Source organism: Corallococcus sp. CA041A (assembly GCF_003612075.1).
Taxonomy (GTDB): domain Bacteria; phylum Myxococcota; class Myxococcia; order Myxococcales; family Myxococcaceae; genus Corallococcus; species Corallococcus exiguus.
In genome coordinates, this window is record NZ_RAWF01000106.1 from 1 (window position 1) to 15,527 (window position 15,527).

Annotated in this window: 12 protein-coding genes; 8 read left to right on the plus strand and 4 right to left on the minus strand. The window is 70.6% G+C overall.

Annotated elements, in window-relative coordinates; all coding sequences use genetic code 11:
• Positions 1–146: 146 nt before the first annotated feature.
• Entirely contained in the window at positions 147–2,771 is a 2,625-nt protein-coding gene (gene clpB, locus D7V77_RS19970; protein ID WP_120577881.1) for an ATP-dependent chaperone ClpB, read from the plus strand.
• Positions 2,772–2,838: 67 nt separating this feature from the next.
• Here the strand turns inward: clpB and D7V77_RS19975 are convergent, their stop codons facing one another.
• Genes D7V77_RS19975 through D7V77_RS19985 form a run of 3 tightly spaced genes read right to left on the minus strand, consistent with a single transcriptional unit; the run spans position 2,839 to position 7,776 of the window.
• Positions 2,839–3,579 (minus strand): glutathione S-transferase C-terminal domain-containing protein, encoded by a 741-nt coding sequence (locus D7V77_RS19975; protein WP_120577882.1) that lies wholly within the window; start codon positions 3,577–3,579, stop codon positions 2,839–2,841.
• 31 nt (positions 3,580–3,610) lie between these two features.
• Positions 3,611–6,877 (minus strand): serine/threonine-protein kinase, encoded by a 3,267-nt coding sequence (locus tag D7V77_RS19980; RefSeq protein ID WP_147452108.1) that lies wholly within the window; start codon positions 6,875–6,877, stop codon positions 3,611–3,613.
• Between the two features lie 8 nt (positions 6,878–6,885).
• Complete coding sequence (locus D7V77_RS19985; RefSeq protein WP_158624443.1) at positions 6,886–7,776, minus strand: hypothetical protein; 891 nt, start codon at positions 7,774–7,776, stop codon at positions 6,886–6,888.
• A gap of 278 nt (positions 7,777–8,054) precedes the next feature.
• On the opposite strand from D7V77_RS19985, the gene D7V77_RS19990 reads away from it, so the two are divergent.
• A complete protein-coding gene (locus D7V77_RS19990) occupies positions 8,055–8,753 on the plus strand; it encodes an NADPH-dependent F420 reductase (protein WP_120577885.1) in 699 nt (232 codons plus the stop codon).
• 45 nt (positions 8,754–8,798) lie between these two features.
• The gene (locus tag D7V77_RS19995) at positions 8,799–9,323 is read left to right on the plus strand and encodes a 2'-5' RNA ligase family protein (RefSeq protein WP_120577886.1); all 525 of its coding nucleotides are present in this window, start codon (positions 8,799–8,801) and stop codon (positions 9,321–9,323) included.
• Here the strand turns inward: D7V77_RS19995 and D7V77_RS20000 are convergent.
• The gene (locus D7V77_RS20000) at positions 9,304–9,723 is read right to left on the minus strand and encodes an arginine repressor (RefSeq protein WP_120577887.1); all 420 of its coding nucleotides are present in this window, start codon (positions 9,721–9,723) and stop codon (positions 9,304–9,306) included. The genes D7V77_RS19995 and D7V77_RS20000 overlap by 20 nt on opposite strands.
• Positions 9,724–9,903: 180 nt before the next feature.
• Here D7V77_RS20000 and D7V77_RS20005 point away from each other — a divergent pair, with 180 nt between their 5' ends.
• Genes D7V77_RS20005 through argG form a run of 5 tightly spaced genes read left to right on the plus strand, consistent with a single transcriptional unit; the run spans position 9,904 to position 15,523 of the window.
• Positions 9,904–10,908 (plus strand): N-acetylornithine carbamoyltransferase, encoded by a 1,005-nt coding sequence (locus tag D7V77_RS20005; RefSeq protein WP_120577888.1) that lies wholly within the window; start codon positions 9,904–9,906, stop codon positions 10,906–10,908.
• 60 nt (positions 10,909–10,968) lie between these two features.
• Positions 10,969–11,895 (plus strand): acetylglutamate kinase, encoded by a 927-nt coding sequence (argB, locus tag D7V77_RS20010; protein ID WP_120577889.1) that lies wholly within the window; start codon positions 10,969–10,971, stop codon positions 11,893–11,895.
• Entirely contained in the window at positions 11,892–12,953 is a 1,062-nt protein-coding gene (locus D7V77_RS20015) for a M20/M25/M40 family metallo-hydrolase (RefSeq protein WP_120577890.1), read from the plus strand. Before argB ends, D7V77_RS20015 begins: the two co-directional genes overlap by 4 nt.
• Complete coding sequence (gene argH / locus D7V77_RS20020; RefSeq protein ID WP_169820821.1) at positions 12,946–14,295, plus strand: argininosuccinate lyase; 1,350 nt, start codon at positions 12,946–12,948, stop codon at positions 14,293–14,295. Before D7V77_RS20015 ends, argH begins: the two co-directional genes overlap by 8 nt.
• Positions 14,296–14,335: 40 nt before the next feature.
• Positions 14,336–15,523: an argininosuccinate synthase gene (gene argG, locus D7V77_RS20025; RefSeq protein WP_120577892.1), complete on the plus strand. Its 1,188-nt coding sequence runs from the start codon at positions 14,336–14,338 to the stop codon at positions 15,521–15,523.
• The last annotated feature ends 4 nt before the right edge of the window (positions 15,524–15,527 follow it).

A 15,527-nucleotide genomic window follows, 5' to 3' on the forward strand; every position in this document is an offset into this window, starting at 1 on the left:
GCCTATAACCGACCCCCCCACCCCCTGGCAACTTCGCCACCACGATTACCCGGCCGCTTCCAGCGGCTCAAAGTATTCCAGGGAAATCGCCGGGCATACGGGCAGTGTCGCCTTGCCAAGGGGTCCCCGGCCCTTACGTTGAGGTCATGCGACTCGACAAATACACGGTGAAGGCGCAGGAGGCGATCCAGGAGGGTCAGTCGCTGGCCCGCCGGGCCGACAATCCCCACTACGAGCCGGAGCACCTCGCCGCGGCACTGCTGGGGCAGAAGGACGGCATCGTCGACCCTCTTCTGCGCAAGATTGGCGTGGACGTGAAGCTGTTCGCGGGCCGGCTGGGCGAAGCGCTCCAGAAGCTCCCCCGCATCCAGGGCGGCGAGAGCGCCATGCTCAGCCAGCGCCTGATGAAGACCTTCGACAAGGCCGAGGACGAGGCCAAGGCGCTGAAGGACGAGTTCACCTCGTCCGAGCACCTGCTGCTCGCGCTGGCCCAGGACAAGGGCGCCGTCGGCGAGGCCATGAAGTCCTCCGGCGTGACGCGCGAGCGCGTGCAGGCGGGCCTGAAGGAAGTGCGAGGCTCCTCGCGCGTGACGAGCGCGGACGCGGAGTCCACCTACCAGGCGCTGGAGAAGTACGGCCGCGACCTCACGGAGGCCGCACGCGCTGGCAAGCTGGACCCCGTCATCGGCCGCGACGAGGAGATCCGCCGCTGCATCCAAGTGCTCAGCCGCCGCACCAAGAACAACCCGGTGCTCATCGGTGAGCCGGGCGTGGGCAAGACGGCCATCGCGGAAGGGCTCGCGCGCCGCATCGTGGACGGCGACGTGCCGGAGGGCTTGAAGAACAAGCGCCTCATCACCCTGGACCTGGGCTCCATGGTGGCCGGCGCCAAGTTCCGCGGCGAGTTCGAGGAGCGCCTCAAGGCGGTCCTCAAGGAGGTCTCGGACGCGGCGGGCGAAATCATCCTCTTCATCGACGAGATGCACACGCTCGTGGGCGCCGGGAAGGCCGAAGGCGCCATGGACGCGGGCAACATGCTCAAGCCGGCGCTCGCGCGCGGCGAGCTGCACTGCATTGGCGCGACGACGCTGGACGAGTACCGCAAGCACATTGAAAAGGACGCCGCGCTGGAGCGCCGCTTCCAGCCGGTGTTCGTGGGCGAGCCCACGGTGCACGACACCATCAGCATCCTGCGTGGCCTGAAGGAGCGCTACGAGGTGCACCACGGCGTGCGCATCCAGGACTCCGCGCTCGTCGCGGCGGCCACGCTCAGCCACCGGTACATCTCCGACCGCTTCCTACCGGACAAGGCCATCGACCTGGTCGACGAGGCCTCCAGCCGCCTGCGCATCGAAATCGACTCCATGCCCACGGAGATCGACGACATCCGCCGCAAGGTGACGCAGCTGGAAATCGAGCGCGAGGGCCTGCGCAAGGAGACGGATCCGCACTCGCGTGAGCGCCTGGCCACCATCGAGAAGGAGCTCGCGAACCTGAACGAGAAGTTCAACTCGCTCAAGGCCCACTGGGACGCGGAGAAGAAGGCCATCGCGGCCCTGCGCTCGCTCAAGGAGAAGCAGGAGAAGGCGCGCAACGACCAGGCCGCGGCGGAGCGCCAGGGCGACTTGAACCGCGCGGCGGAGCTGAAGTTCGGCGTCATCCCTTCGCTGGAGAAGGAAGTCACCGCGCAGAACGAGAAGCTGGCGGAGCTTCAGAAGAACCAGAAGTTCCTCAAGGAGGAGGTGGACTCCGAGGACATCGCCTCCGTGGTAGCCAAGTGGACGGGCATCCCGGTCTCCAAGCTGATGGAGGGCGAGATGCAGAAGCTGGTCAAGATGGAGGACCGGCTCGCCGAGCGCGTGATTGGCCAGCGCACCCCGATTGAGGCCGTGTCCAACGCCGTGCGCCGCGCGCGCAGCGGACTGCAGGACCCGAACCGCCCCATCGGTTCGTTCATCTTCCTGGGCCCCACGGGCGTGGGCAAGACGGAGACGGCGAAGGCGCTGGCGGAGTTCCTCTTCGACGACGACACGGCCATGGTCCGCATCGACATGTCCGAGTACATGGAGAAGCACGCCGTGTCCCGGCTCGTGGGCGCGCCCCCGGGCTACGTGGGCTACGAGGAGGGCGGCCAGCTGACGGAGGCCGTGCGCCGCAGGCCGTACACGGTGGTGCTCTTCGACGAAATCGAGAAGGCACACCACGACGTGTTCAACATCCTGCTGCAGATCCTCGACGAGGGCCGGGTGACGGACAGCCAGGGCCGCACGGTGGACTTCCGCAACACGGTGCTCATCCTCACGTCCAACATCGGCTCGCAGGCCATCCAGGAGGGCATGGCGGGCACGGACACGCTCAACGAGAAGACGCGCGGCGAGGTGATGGAAGCGCTGCGCAGCCACTTCCGGCCGGAGTTCCTCAACCGCGTGGACGAAATCGTCATCTTCGAGCCGCTGCGCAAGAAGGACATCTACCGCATCGTGGACATCCAGCTGGGCAAGCTCCAGAAGCTGCTCCAGGCCAAGCGCCTCACGCTGGACCTCACGGAAGGCGCGCGGGAGCTGCTGGCGGAGCGCGGCTACGACCCGACGTACGGCGCCCGGCCGCTGAAGCGCGCGGTGCAGAAGTACCTGTTGGATCCGCTCGCCATCAAGGTGCTGAACGGCGAGTTCGCGCCGGGCGAGCACATCCAGGCGGACGCCGGCCCCGACGGGCTCACCTTCGGCAAGGTGCTGGTGGACAACTCGAAGGGCGTGAAGCAGGCGGAGTAGCCGGCTGCACGCACCGGTGATTCACGGCGGGCCGCCTTCCCTCACCGGGAGGCGGCCCGTGGTGTTTTCAGGTGCGGCGGTGCTTGTCGTAGAGCGCGTCGCGCCACGCGAGCAGGTCCGGGAAGCGCGCGGCGAGCCCCGAGTGGGTCCACACCTCGCGCGTGCCCGGCCCCATGGGCAGGTGCCGGTCCGCGGGCGGCCCCAGCAGCACGAGCATCGCCGCGGTGGTGATGTCCGCGTAGGTGAAGCCCGCGTCCAGCAGATAGGGCCGGCCCCCCAGCGCGGCGCGCAGCTTGTCGTAGGAGGGGGCGACGGCGGCCTCGATGGCCTCCGGCGAGCTGTCCGCCACCTGGTGCTTCTTCACCACGTAGCGCATGCCCAGGCGCGCGGAGGGCGCGAACACCGGACGCAGCCAGCCGGGGACGAACTTCGGCAGCATCTCCGCCTGGGCTCGGGAGTTCGTCAGCATGCGCGGCATGGCGTAGGCGCGCGCCAGGTCCAGCACGTGTTCGCTGGTGTCGTTCCACGCGGTGATGGTGTCCACCTGCGCGGCCGGGAAGAGCGGTCTGCCCTGCCCCACTCCTTCCGCGTGCTTCGCGATGGCGAACGAGCCGTGCGTGGCCGGCTGGGGCGGGTCCACGAGCAACGGCACGGAGGGCTTCACCCCGGGAGCCACCTGCTTGCGCAGCCAGCGCTCCTGGATGAGGGGGACATAGTCCTGGTAGCGGTAGGCGACGCGGTGGTGGTCCAACGCCCACCGGGCCTTCTCCGTCCAGCCCGACGAGGTCAGTCCGACGAGGATTCGCATAGGGGGCGGCACCCTAGCAGCCCCGCGCGCCTCAGCGCTCCCGCAGGAACGCGTCCAGTTCGGAGAGCTTGAGCAGCCGGGGCTCGGCGGTGGGGAGCACGGCGTCGCGGGCGGCGGTGGCCAGTGCCCGGGCCCGCTCCGGCTCCAGGTGGGCCTTGCGCAGCGCGCGGGCCAGGATGAAGCGGATGTTGGCCATCTCCAGGGGCGGGGCGGCCGTCTGACTCCAGGCCTCCAGGGAGCGCTCCCCCCACTTGCGGGCCTCGTCCACCTCACCGCGCGCCAGGGACAGCTCGGCCATCATCTCCTCCATCTCCATGGGAGGCCGGGTCTCTTCGCCCGCGAGCTTGTGGTGCAGGGCCAACAGCTCACGCGCCACGTCCCGGGCCTCGTGGAGCTGCTTCGCCCGGGTGAGGGTCACGGACAGGACGCGCAGCGATTCTCCCAGCTCGGTCTCCCCCTTCAGCTCCCGCACGATGGCCACGCTGCGCTTCGCTTCCGCGACGGCGCGCTCGGACTGCCCCAGCCGCATCCAGGCTTCCGCCTGGCATCGCGACGGCGCCGCGAAGATGGGATCGCTGCGGCCATCGGCCCGGGCCGCAGCCACCTCCACTTCCATCTCCTGGAGCAGCACCTGGGCGTCCGCCACCCGGCTCTGGTTCATGAGGATCTGGGACAGGTTGGTGCCCGAGCGGATCCGGAAGATGGAGCCCTTGGGGAACAGCTGTTTGTAGATGACCCGGGCTTCCAGCATGCGGCGCTCGGCCTCGTCGTAGCGCCCCATGCGGAAGGCCGCCGCGCTCAGGTTCGCCCGCAGGCCGGCGACGTAGCGCTGGGGCTGGTGGTCGGGGCCGTAGATGCGCTCATAGCGGCGCAGGGTCTCCAGGAAGGCCTCATACCCCTCCTCGTAGCGCCGCAGCTCCACCAGGGTCCCGCCCATGTTGTTGATCGTGATGGCGACCTTCGGGTGGTCCGGGCCGTAGGCGGCCTCCAACACCTTCCTGGCGCGCTGGATGGTGGCAAGCGCCTCCTCCGCGCGCCCCATCGACCGCTGGGTGGAGGCCATCGTGAGCAGCGCGCGGGCGAGCCGTGGCGAGTCGCGGCCGTGCAATCGCTCCTGGAGCGCCAGCGCCTGCTGAAGTACGGGCAGCGCCTCCGACGAGCGCGACTGCTGCTCCAGCGAGTTGCCCTCGTACGCGAGCAGCTGGGACTCCAGCTCCAGGTTGCCGCCGGACCGCTCCAGGAGCGCCCGGGCCTCGTCGGCGTGGGCCTTGGCCTGCTCCGGGCGCTGGGTCACCTCGCCGTCGACGAAGACCTGGTAGACGACGGCCTCCGCGGCGCGCAGGTCGTCGCGCCCTGACAGTGACGCCAGCATCGCGCGGCGCAGCGCGGGTTCCGCGGACTCGTCGCGCAGGAAGGCGCGGGCCTCGCCTTCGATGAGCAGGGCCTCACCCAGCAGCGGCTTGTAGCCCAGCGTCTCCGCCTCCTTCACGATGGGGGCGACGCGGTCCACGGCGTCCTGCCACCGGTCCGCGCCCAGGCGGGCCCGCGCGTCGTCCAGCTTCGCGTAGGCGGCCTTCACGCGAGCGGCGACCTCCGGCCGCTCCGGTGGGGGCACCGGCTGGGACAGGGACTCCACGTCCGCGCAGCGTGAAAGTGGACTCAGCGCCTGCGCGGCTTCTGGGGCGCTGGCGACGCCCACGCGGTCCGCGGAGAAGAGCACCTCCGTGAGCGCGGTCAGCTCCCGGCGGCGTCGCTCCAGGCAGTGGGTCCGCAGGTCCAGCACCGCGGTGGATTGCGTGCCGTGTTCGTGCGTGGCCAGGCACGCGTCGCGGCGGCTGTCATTCCAACCGGAGGCATAGGCATCCAGCGTCCGGGCGGTGGCCTCGTAGGCGGCGACAGCGTCCGGCGCGCCCGTGGCCTGGAAGGCCTTGAGCAGCGCCGCCTTGCGGTCCGCGTCCCAGATGCCCTGGAGCCGCGTGGGGTCATCCGCGCAGGGCGACGGGCCTCGGGCGAACACCACCGCGGCCGCGATGGCGAGCAGGCCCGCTCCCACTCCAGCGGCTGCCATCTTCGCGCTGGTGCGTGGGAAGGCAGCGCGCTCCAGCGCGTCGAGCAGGACCGTCATGGAGGGATGGCGGGCCCCGGGCTCCGGTGACAGTCCGCGCACGATGAGCGCGTGCACGGCGCGTGGGACATTGCTCCGGTTCGCCAGGCCACCGGCCTCAGTGGAGGAGGGCTTCTGGCCGTGCAGCCCTTCGTACAGCGAGACGCAGAACGCGTACTGATCCGACCGCGCGTCCGCGGGGGAGCCCGTGAGCACCTCCGGCGCGATGTACCCTGGCGTGCCCGCGACGCTGGTGACCAGAAGGGCGCCCTTCGGAGACGCGGCGTTGCCAGGACCGACCATCGGAGACGCGGCGTTACCCGGGGTGCCCTTCGGCGACATGGTCTCGCCCGGAATGGCTATCGGCGACGAGGCCTCGTCCGGGGCACCCTTAGGCGACGCGGCATCTCCTGGGGCGCTCCTGGGCGACGTGCTCCTGCCGGGTCCCAGCGCTGTGGCATCTGCTTCTTCGGAGGACTCCAGGCGGGCCAGCCCGAAGTCCGTCACGCGGGCGCGGCCCTCCTTGTCCACGAGCACGTTGTCCGGCTTGAAGTCCCGGTGCACGACGCCCGCCGCGTGCGCCGCCGCGAGCCCCCTCCCCGCCTGGATGTACAGCCGCACCACGTCGCGCCACGGTCGGGTGGCCTCCAGCAGGTGCTGGCGCACGGTGCCGCCATCCACCAACTCCATCGCGATGAAGACGACGTCCCCGAACGTCCCCACATCGTGCACGGCGACGACGTGCGGGTGGCGCGTGCGCGCGGCGGCCTGGGCCTCGCGCAGGAGCCGCTCTGTTCCCCCCTGGGAGCCGCTGGCGGAGGTCGGCGCGCGCAGGAGCTTCAGTCCGATGCGACGGTCGAGGCTTGGATCATACGCCGCGTGGACGACGCCCATGCCTCCCGCACCCAGCCGCTCCAGCACCACGTAGCGGCCCAGCAGCGTCCCCTGCGCGACCTGGGGGATGCGCGACTTGACGGAGCGGGTGAACGGCTCCGACACCGCCACGGCCGTGCGCGCGGCGTGCACGTCCGGCGCTGGGACGGCGCGCACGCGCAGGAAGTCCGCCAGGGCCTCACGGCAGGACGCGCAGGCGTCCAGGTGGCCTTCGGCGCGCTCGCGCAGGGACTGGGACGGAATGCCGTCCGCGAGGTCGAGCAGCTCGACCTCGTCGAGGTGGGCGGTGGACTCGGGCATGGAGGGAATCACCCTTCCTTCAGGAGGGACGCGAGGCTGATCTCCAGACTGCCGTCGAGCACGCGCAGCAGGCTGTCCAGTTGGGAGGTGTTGAGCGCGAGCCGCCGGGCCAGGCCCTGCCGGGTGTGCTCCAGGAGCGCGTCGCGCGCCTTCGCCATCCACCGCGACACCGTGGACGCATGCACCTGGTGCAGAGCCCCCAGCGACTCCACGCCCAGGCCCTGCACCAACCCCATGCGCAGCAGGTTGCGGTCGCGCGGCGCGAGCGCGGCCAGGGCCTCCGTGAAGGCGGCGCGGAAGGCGGGACGGTAGCGGTGGCGGATGTGCTCCAGCTCCGGATCCGTCGCGCCCAGGTCCGCGGCGATGAGCGCGTCATCCAGCGGCGTGCTCCGGTCCGGCTTGCGCTTGAGCGACAGCGCGATGCCCAGCGCCACGGCCTCCGCCCACCGCCTCAACGGCCCCCGGCCCGCGTACTCCGTGAGGCGCGGAGCTCGGCCGCCCTCCTCCACCAGGAGCCGCAGGCGAGTGAGCTGGAGCACCTCGTCCACGAAGGCGTCCGAGTCCTCCACGCGGCGCACCGCTCGCCCCGCGGGCACCAGCACTGCGGACTCCAGCCCATCCAGCGCGGCCCGCTGCCCCTCCACCGACGCCAGCGCCAGATACAGGTCCTCGCAATGCAGCGCGGACAGGGCCTGCGCGAGGGGCTCGCTCGGCGGCGTGTGCAGCCCCAGATGCGCGACGAAGGCCTTGGGAGCAAGCCTGACGCCAGGCCAGGCTGCCTCGCAACGATCGAGGATGCCCATCAGGATGGGCGCAAGCGCCGTGTCCTCCTCGGAGGACAGGGTTCGCGCGGCGGTCCCCCGGAAGGCCGCGACCAGCTCGGATGGAATGTGGGCCATGGCAGCAGGGCGGGTCTCCCAAGGACCAGCCCGGACCGGAACGTTAGCGAATGCCCGGGTCGGGGCGGAAGGCCCCCATCCGCTCACACGCCCGGCAGGAAGGCGTCGGACCCAGGCCCCAAGCGTTGACGCCGGAACACCCGGAGCAGGAAGTCCACCCATCAGGTCGTCCGCACGCGGGTCCGGTGGCAATCCAACAGGACCGCGAATCACGCACGCGGGCCGCGCATCCGACCGGCGCTTGCAGTCGTGGGACTCACTTTCCGGACGAGGACGACATGAAGATCGGAATCATTGGCGCGGGATTCATCGGTGGAACCCTGGCTCGGCGGTGGACGCAGCTGGGCCATGAAGTGTCCATCGCGAACTCACGCGGACCGGACACCCTGCGCGACCTCGCGAAGGAGACGGGCGCGAAGGCCGTCACGGTCGAAGAGGCGGCGAAGGCCGGCGAAGTCGTCGTCGTGACCATCCCCCAGAAGGCAATCCCTGACCTGCCGAAGGGCCTGTTCGCGAACGTGCCGAAGGACGTCGTGATCATCGACACGGGCAACTACTACCCCGTGCGCGACGGCAGCATCCCGGAGCTGGAGAACGGCAAGGTGGAGAGCGAGTGGGTCGCCTCGCTCATCGGCCGCCCCGTCATCAAGGCCTTCAACAACATCTTCTTCCAGAGCCTCCTGGAGAAGGGCCTGCCGAAGGGCACGCCCGGCCGGGTGGCGCTGCCCATCGCGGGGGATCCGCCCGAGCACCGCGCGAAGGTGCTCAAGCTCGTGGAGGAGCTGGGCTTCGACGGCATCGACGCGGGAAGCCTCGCCGATTCGTGGCGCCAGCAGCCCGGCACGCCTGTCTACACCCACGACTTCGACGCGTCGGGCGTGAAGAAGGCCCTCGCCGAGGCAGAGCGCTCGCGCCTGCCGGAGTACCGCAAGAAGGCCGACGACTCGCTGCGGGCCTTCTTCGCGTCGCAAGGCTGAGCGCCTCTTGTGCCCCTGGGGCTTCGGACGGAAGGTGTGCGCCGCATGGCCGCCCTCCCCGAAGCCCCGCTGCTCGTCACCGCTGAGCTGGAGCCAGAAGCCTTCACGCGCCTGGACGGCCTGCGCCGCCGCTACTTCCCACCCGAGCGCAACGTCATCCCGGCGCACGTGTCCCTCTTCCACCACCTGCCCGGGCATGAGCAGGACGCCGTGGAGGCAGCGCTCGAGGTCGTCACCGAGCGCCCCCCGCCCACGCTGCGCTTCACGAAGTTGCGGAGCCTGGGACGCGGCATGGCGGTGGACGTGGAAGCCCCCGGCCTCACGCCCGTGCACCGCGAGCTCTCCCGCGCCTACGTGGAGTGGCTCACGCCGCAGGACCGTCAGCCCTTCCGGCCCCACGTCACGCTGATGAACAAGGCCACCGTGGAGGAGGCGAAGGCCGCGCTCGCGGAGCTGGGCGCGGGCTGGTCCGCCTTCGACTCGCACTCGCCCGCGCTGCTGCTCTGGCGCTACCTCGGCGGCCCGTGGGAGTCCGTGCGCCGGTTCCCGTTCACGGGCCGCGCTGGATGAGCTCCTCCACCGCCTCGCGCACGTCCCGCAGGTACGACGGATCCCTCACCGCGATGAAGATGGTGTCGTCACCCGCCACCGTGCCCGCCAGGCCCTCCACCGCCTCGCGGTCCAGCGCCAGCCCGAAGATCTGCGCGTAGCCGGGCGCCGTCTTCAGCACCAGCATGTTGGGCGGCGCCTCGATGATCGTCACCTTCGGCGCGAGCGGCACGGGCATCACCGGCGGCTCGGCGCGCTGGTAGCGCCCGTTCACCTTCTGCACGCTCAGCTTCTTCAGCCGCCGCGACAGCGTGGACTGGCTGGGCGTGTGCCCCGCCTCTTCGAGCAACGACTGCAGGACGAACTGATCCGGCACGTCCTGGAGGGAGATGAGCTGAAGGATGGCGTCGTCCAGGTTCATTCACATTCACCATGCATGCGGCTGAATACGCACGCAAGGCGCATGAAAAATCCCAGTGAATGTTCTTGCGCGCTGCGCCGTTCTGCATAATATCCGCGCCTCCTCAAGGAATATGCACGAATTCAAGTGCATATTCAGCAGTCCCCATCCATCCGGCGCGGCCGGGGGAGCACGAAGCCCATGAAGCATGTCACCCGCATTCAGGACCTGGGCCCGGAAGGCGTCGAGGCGGTCCTCTCGCAGGCGGCCGCGTGGAAGCTGAAGGATCCGGGCCACATCTTCCCGGGGAAGCTCCTGGGCATGGTGTTCTTCAACCCGTCCCTGCGCACGCGCACGTCCTTCGAGGCGGTCATGCTGCGCGCGGGCGGGCACGCCATCGTGCTCGACGTGGGCTCTGGCGTGTGGAAGCTGGAGGACCGGCCCGGCGCGGTGATGAACGCGGACCGCGCGGAGCACATCAAGGAGGCGTCGCCCGTCCTGTCGCGCTTCGTGGACATGCTCGGCATCCGCACCTTCTCCCAGGGTGGCGGTGACGAGGAGGACGAGGCCGACCCCGTCATCAACGCCTTCCGCAAGTGGGCCACCGTACCGGTGGTGAGCATGGAGTCCGCGCGCGAGCACCCCTGCCAGGGTCTGGCGGACGCGCTCACCCTGCGCGAGACGTTCGGCACCACGAAGAAGCTGCCGGTGACGCTCACCTGGGCGCCGCACATCAAGCCGCTGCCCAAGGCCGTGCCCAACTCCTTCCTCCTGTCCGCGGCGGCCGCGGGCTGCGAGGTGCGCGTGGCGCATCCCCCGGGCTTCGACCTGCACCCGGCCGTGCGCGCGGAGGCGGAGGCGTACGCCAAGGCCACCGGCGGCAGCATCACGTACACGCACGACCAGGACGAGGCGCTGGTGGGCAGCCGCGCCGTGTACGCGAAGTCCTGGGGCCCCACCGCGCAGACGGCGAGCACGCCCACGGACGTGGCGGCGCTGCTCGCGTCGTACTCGGGCTGGATGCCCACGCGCCGGCACATGGGGAAGGCCGCGAAGGACGCGGCGTTCCTGCACTGCCTGCCCGTGCGCCGCAACGTGGAGGTCGCCGACGAGGTGTTGGATCACGCCAGCAGCCGCGTCGTGGATGAGGCGGGCAACCGCTACCACGTGCAGCGCGCCCTCCTGGCCTGGATGCGCGGCGGCTGATTCACACGGCCCGCCGCCCCACCCTTCTTCCGTCCCCTTTTGCATTTCCAGAGGTCCACCGTGCCTTTGTCTCCCGACCCGTACGCCGCGCTTCGCAACGCGGCGAAGTACGTGAAGCAGTTCCGCAGCAAGACCTTCGTGGTGAAGCTGGGCGGGGCCGTGCTGACGGATCCGCGCACCCGCAAGACGGCGTGCGAGCAGATCGCCCTCCTGTGGGCCTTCTCCATCCGCCCCGTCGTGGTGCACGGCGGCGGTCCGGAGCTGGACGCGCTCTGTGACGCCCTGCACCTGCCCATCGAGAAGGTGGCCGGCCGCCGCATCACCTCCGCGCCCGTGCTGGACGCGGCGAAGATGGTGCTGGCGGGCAAGCTGCACACGGACCTGCTCGCGGACCTCCAGGCCGCGGGGGTGCCCGCGGTGGGCCTGTCCGGCGTGGACGCGGGCCTCATCAAGGCGCGCAAGCGCCCGCCCGTGCTGGTGACGGAGCCCGGCGAGACGCAAGGCCGCATGGTGGACTACGGCCTCGTGGGCGACATCGAGTCCGTGGACACGCGCGTCGTGGAGCACCTGCGCTCCGCCGACTACGTGCCGGTCATCGCCCCGCTGTCGGGCGGCCAGGACGGCGCTGTCTACAACACCAACGCGGACACGGTGGCGGCGGCCCTGGCGGCGGCGCTGCATGCGGAGAAGCTGTTCTTCATGGTGGAGGTGCCGGGGCTCCTCAAGGACGTCTCCGACCCGTCGTCCCTCATCTCGCTGGCCACGCTGTCGGACCTGGCGTCGCTGGAGGCCGAAGGCCGGCTCACGGGCGGCATGCGTCCCAAGGCGCACGCCATGCGCCACGCGCTCGTGGGCGGCGTGGGCAGCGTGCATCTGGTGAGTGGCAAGCAGTCCGATGCGCTGTTGGAGGAGGTCTTCACCAACGAGGGCAGCGGCACCATGGTCGTGCGCGAGCACCCGGTGAAGCACGGCGAGGCCAAGGGTTGAACCCCGCCGAGCTGCTCACCGCGCTGGTCGCCACGCCCAGCGTCTCCGGCGACGAGGCCCGCATCGCGGACCTCGTCGCGGGCCATGCGGAGTCCTGGGGTGCCCGCGTGCACCGCCAGGGCCACAACGTGTGGTTCAGCGTGGGCAGCGGGCCGAAGCGCCTGCTCGTCAACTCACACCTGGACACGGTGAAGCCGTGCGCCGGGTGGAACACGGAGCCGCACGAGGCCGTGTGGAAGGACGACACGCTCTACGGCCTGGGCGCCAACGACGCCAAGGGCTGCGTCACCGCCATGCTCCTCACCGCGAAGGCGCTCCTGGAGGAAGGCGCGCCCAAGGGTGTGGAGTGCGTCTTCGCGCTCACCGCCGAGGAGGAGACGGGCGGCAAGGGGCTGGGACCGCTCTTGTCCACGCTGGGGCCGCTGGACGCCGCCATCGTGGGCGAGCCCACGTCGCTCAAGCCCTGCACGGCGCAGCGGGGCATGCTGCTCTTGCGCTGCGTGGCGCACGGCAAGAGCGGTCACGTGGCGCACGCGCACACGGGCAATCTGGACAACGCCATCCTCAAGGCGGCCCGGGACATCCAGGCCGTGTCCGCGCTGCGCTTCCCCGCGCACCCGCTGCTGGGTGAGGCGCGAGCGCAGGTGACGCAGGTGTCCGGAGGACTGGCGCGCAACCAGGTGCCGGACCGGTGCGAGTTCTTCGTGGACCTGCGCACGACGCCGGGCATGGACCACGCGAAGGTGGCGGAGGACGTGGGGCAGGCGCTGGAGAGTGAAGTGGTGGTGCACTCCGCGCGCTACCTGCCGAAGGGCACGGACGCGTCGCACCCGCTGGTGCGCGCGGCGGTGGTGGCGTCGGGCCAGGACACGGTGGGCTCCAGCACCACGTCCGACTGGGCGTTCCTGGGAGACATCCCGGCGGTGAAGGCGGGCCCGGGCGACACGCTGCGGAGCCACCAGGCCAACGAGTACCTCACGCGCGCGGAGCTGGAGGCGGGGCTCGCGTTCTATCGACGACTGCTGCACGGCTATGCCGGGGAGGTGTCGCGTGGCTGAGACATTGTGGGGCAAGGGCCAGCCGCTGGACGCGGCCATCCACGCCTTCACCGTGGGCGATGACCCCGTGGTGGACCTGTCGCTGGTGCCGCACGACGCGCTGGGCAGCGCCGCGCACGCGCGCATGCTCGCGCACGTGGGCCTGCTCAGCCCGGAGGCCGCCACGTCGCTCGTGTCCTCCCTGCACGCGCTCCACGACGAGGCGCGCGCGGGCCGATTCACCATCCGCCCGGAGCAGGAGGACGGCCACACCGCGCTGGAGGCCGCGCTCGTGGAGCGCACCGGCGAGGCGGGCAAGCGCATCCACCTGGCGCGCTCGCGCAACGACCAGGTGCTGCTGGCCCTGCGCCTGTTCATGCGTGAGGAGCTGCTCGCGCTGGGCGCGCGCACGGCGGAGCTGGCGGGCACGTTCCTGGACTTCGCGGAAGCGCACGCGGACCTGCCCCTGCCCGGCTACACGCACCTGCGCCGCGCGATGCCGTCCACCTTCGGCCTGTGGGGCATGGCGTTCGCGGAGGGACTGCTGGAGGAGCTGGAGGCGCTGAAGGGCGTGTGGGGGCGGCTCGACCGTTGCCCGCTGGGCGCCGCCGCGGGCTTTGGTGTGCCGCTGCCCATCGACCGTGAATATGTCGCGCGGTTGCTCGGTTTCAGTCGAGTTCAACGCAGCCCCATCGACGCGCAGGACAGTCGGGGGCGGCATGAAGCGGCGCTGCTCACCTGGGCGTGCTCGGTGGCGGGCACTCTGGAGAAGTGGCTTTGGGACGTGCAGCTCTACAGCATGGACGAGTTCGGCTTCCTGGCCCTGCCGGATGCCTTCACGACCGGCTCGTCCATCATGCCGCAGAAGAAGAACCCGGACGTGGTGGAGCTGGCCCGGGGCCGCTGCCGCGAGCTGCGCGGTCTGGCGCATCAGGTGGAGGCGGTGGCCGGAGGCCTTCCCTCCAGCTACCACCGTGACTTCCAGCTGCTGAAGCGCCCCACCCTCCAGGCCCTCACCAGCGCGAAGGCGCTGCTGGACGTGCTGGCGCGGCTGGTGCCCGCGCTGAAGGTGAACGCGGAGAAGGCGCGCGCGGCGTGCGATGACACGCTCTATGCCGCGCACCACGCCTACGCGCTCGTGGCGAAGGGCCAGCCCTTCCGCGACGCGTACCGGGAGGTGGGCCGTCAGCTCAACGACGGCAGCTTCCAGCCGGACCGCGGCGCGCTGACGGCCACCCACCTGGGTGGCGCCGGCAATCTGGGCCTCGCCACCGCGCGCGAGGAACTGGCGGATGCGCGCGACTGGCTCACGCGCACCCACGCACAGCAGGCACAGGCCGCTTCGCGCGTCTGGGCCCCCTGAAACCTTCCTCACCCCCTTTCGCAGCAACAGGAGTCCGAAGATGAGCAAGAAGTCCGTGGTGCTGGCGTTCTCCGGCGGCCTCGATACCGCCTTCTGCACGGTGTACCTGCGCGAGCAGGGCTGGGACGTCACCACCGTCACCGTGGACACGGGCGGCTTCCCGCCCGAGCAGCTGGAGCGCATCCAGGCCCTGTCCCAGAAGCTGGGCGCGGTGGCGCACCACACGGTGGACGCGCGCGACACCCTGTTCCAGGGCTACCTGCGCTTCCTCATCGCCGGCAACGTGCTGCGCGGCCAGCTCTACCCCCTGAGCGTCTCCGCCGAGCGCGCCTGCCAGGCCGTGGAGGCCGTGCGCATGGCGGAGAAGCTGGGCGTGCAGGCCGTGGCCCACGGCAGCACCGGCGCCGGCAATGATCAGGTCCGCTTCGACGTGGCCTTCCGCACGCTCGCGCCGCAGCTGCAGCTCATCACCCCCATCCGCGACCTGGCGCTCTCCCGTCAGCAGGAGATCTCCTTCCTCGCGGAGCGCGGCTTCCACATGCCGGCGAAGACGGGCACGTACTCCGTCAACGAGGGCATGTGGGGCACGTCCGTCGGTGGCCGCGAGACGCTGGACTCGTGGAGCACCCTGCCGGAAGCGGCCTTCCCCGGTGGTGAAATCCCCACCGACCTGAAGCCTCGACCGCTGATCATCTCCTTCGACAAGGGCGTGCCGGTGGCGCTCGACGGCAAGGCGCTGTCCCCGGTGGACGTGGTGGAGCAGCTCAACGCGCTGGGCCGGCCGTACGGCATCGGCCGGGGCGTGCACCTGGGCGACACCATCCTGGGCATCAAGGGCCGCGTGGGCTTCGAGGCCCCGGCGGCGCACCTGCTCATCGCGTCGCACCGCGAGCTGGAGAAGCTGGTGCTGTCGGGCAAGCAGCTCTTCTGGAAGGAGACGGTGGGCAACCTGTACGGGTCGCTGCTCCACGAGGGGCACTTCTTCGACCCGGTGGTGAAGGACCTGGAGGCGTTCCTCGCCTCCTCGCAGGACCGCGTGACGGGCGAGGTGAAGCTGGTGCTCACCCCGCGCGCCCACGTCGTGGAAGGCGTGCGTTCGCCGCACTCGCTGATGGACGCGAAGGTGGCGACGTACGGAGAGGCCAACGTGTTGTGGACGGGGACGGAAGCGGCGGGGTTCGCCAAGCTCTACGGCGTCGCGCAGATGCTCTCTCAGAAAGCGAAGTGACGAC

What these genes read in the sequence shown, in the direction of transcription:
- clpB (WP_120577881.1), top strand. Translation starts at nt 147, where the DNA reads ATGCGACTCGACAAATACACGGTGAAGGCGCAGGAGGCGATCCAGGAG.
- D7V77_RS19975 (WP_120577882.1), bottom strand. Translation starts at nt 3,579, where the DNA reads ATGCGAATCCTCGTCGGACTGACCTCGTCGGGCTGGACGGAGAAGGCC.
- D7V77_RS19980 (WP_147452108.1), bottom strand. Translation starts at nt 6,877, where the DNA reads ATGCCCGAGTCCACCGCCCACCTCGACGAGGTCGAGCTGCTCGACCTC.
- D7V77_RS19985 (WP_158624443.1), bottom strand. Translation starts at nt 7,776, where the DNA reads ATGGCCCACATTCCATCCGAGCTGGTCGCGGCCTTCCGGGGGACCGCC.
- D7V77_RS19990 (WP_120577885.1), top strand. Translation starts at nt 8,055, where the DNA reads ATGAAGATCGGAATCATTGGCGCGGGATTCATCGGTGGAACCCTGGCT.
- D7V77_RS19995 (WP_120577886.1), top strand. Translation starts at nt 8,799, where the DNA reads ATGGCCGCCCTCCCCGAAGCCCCGCTGCTCGTCACCGCTGAGCTGGAG.
- D7V77_RS20000 (WP_120577887.1), bottom strand. Translation starts at nt 9,723, where the DNA reads ATGAACCTGGACGACGCCATCCTTCAGCTCATCTCCCTCCAGGACGTG.
- D7V77_RS20005 (WP_120577888.1), top strand. Translation starts at nt 9,904, where the DNA reads ATGAAGCATGTCACCCGCATTCAGGACCTGGGCCCGGAAGGCGTCGAG.
- argG (WP_120577892.1), top strand. Translation starts at nt 14,336, where the DNA reads ATGAGCAAGAAGTCCGTGGTGCTGGCGTTCTCCGGCGGCCTCGATACC.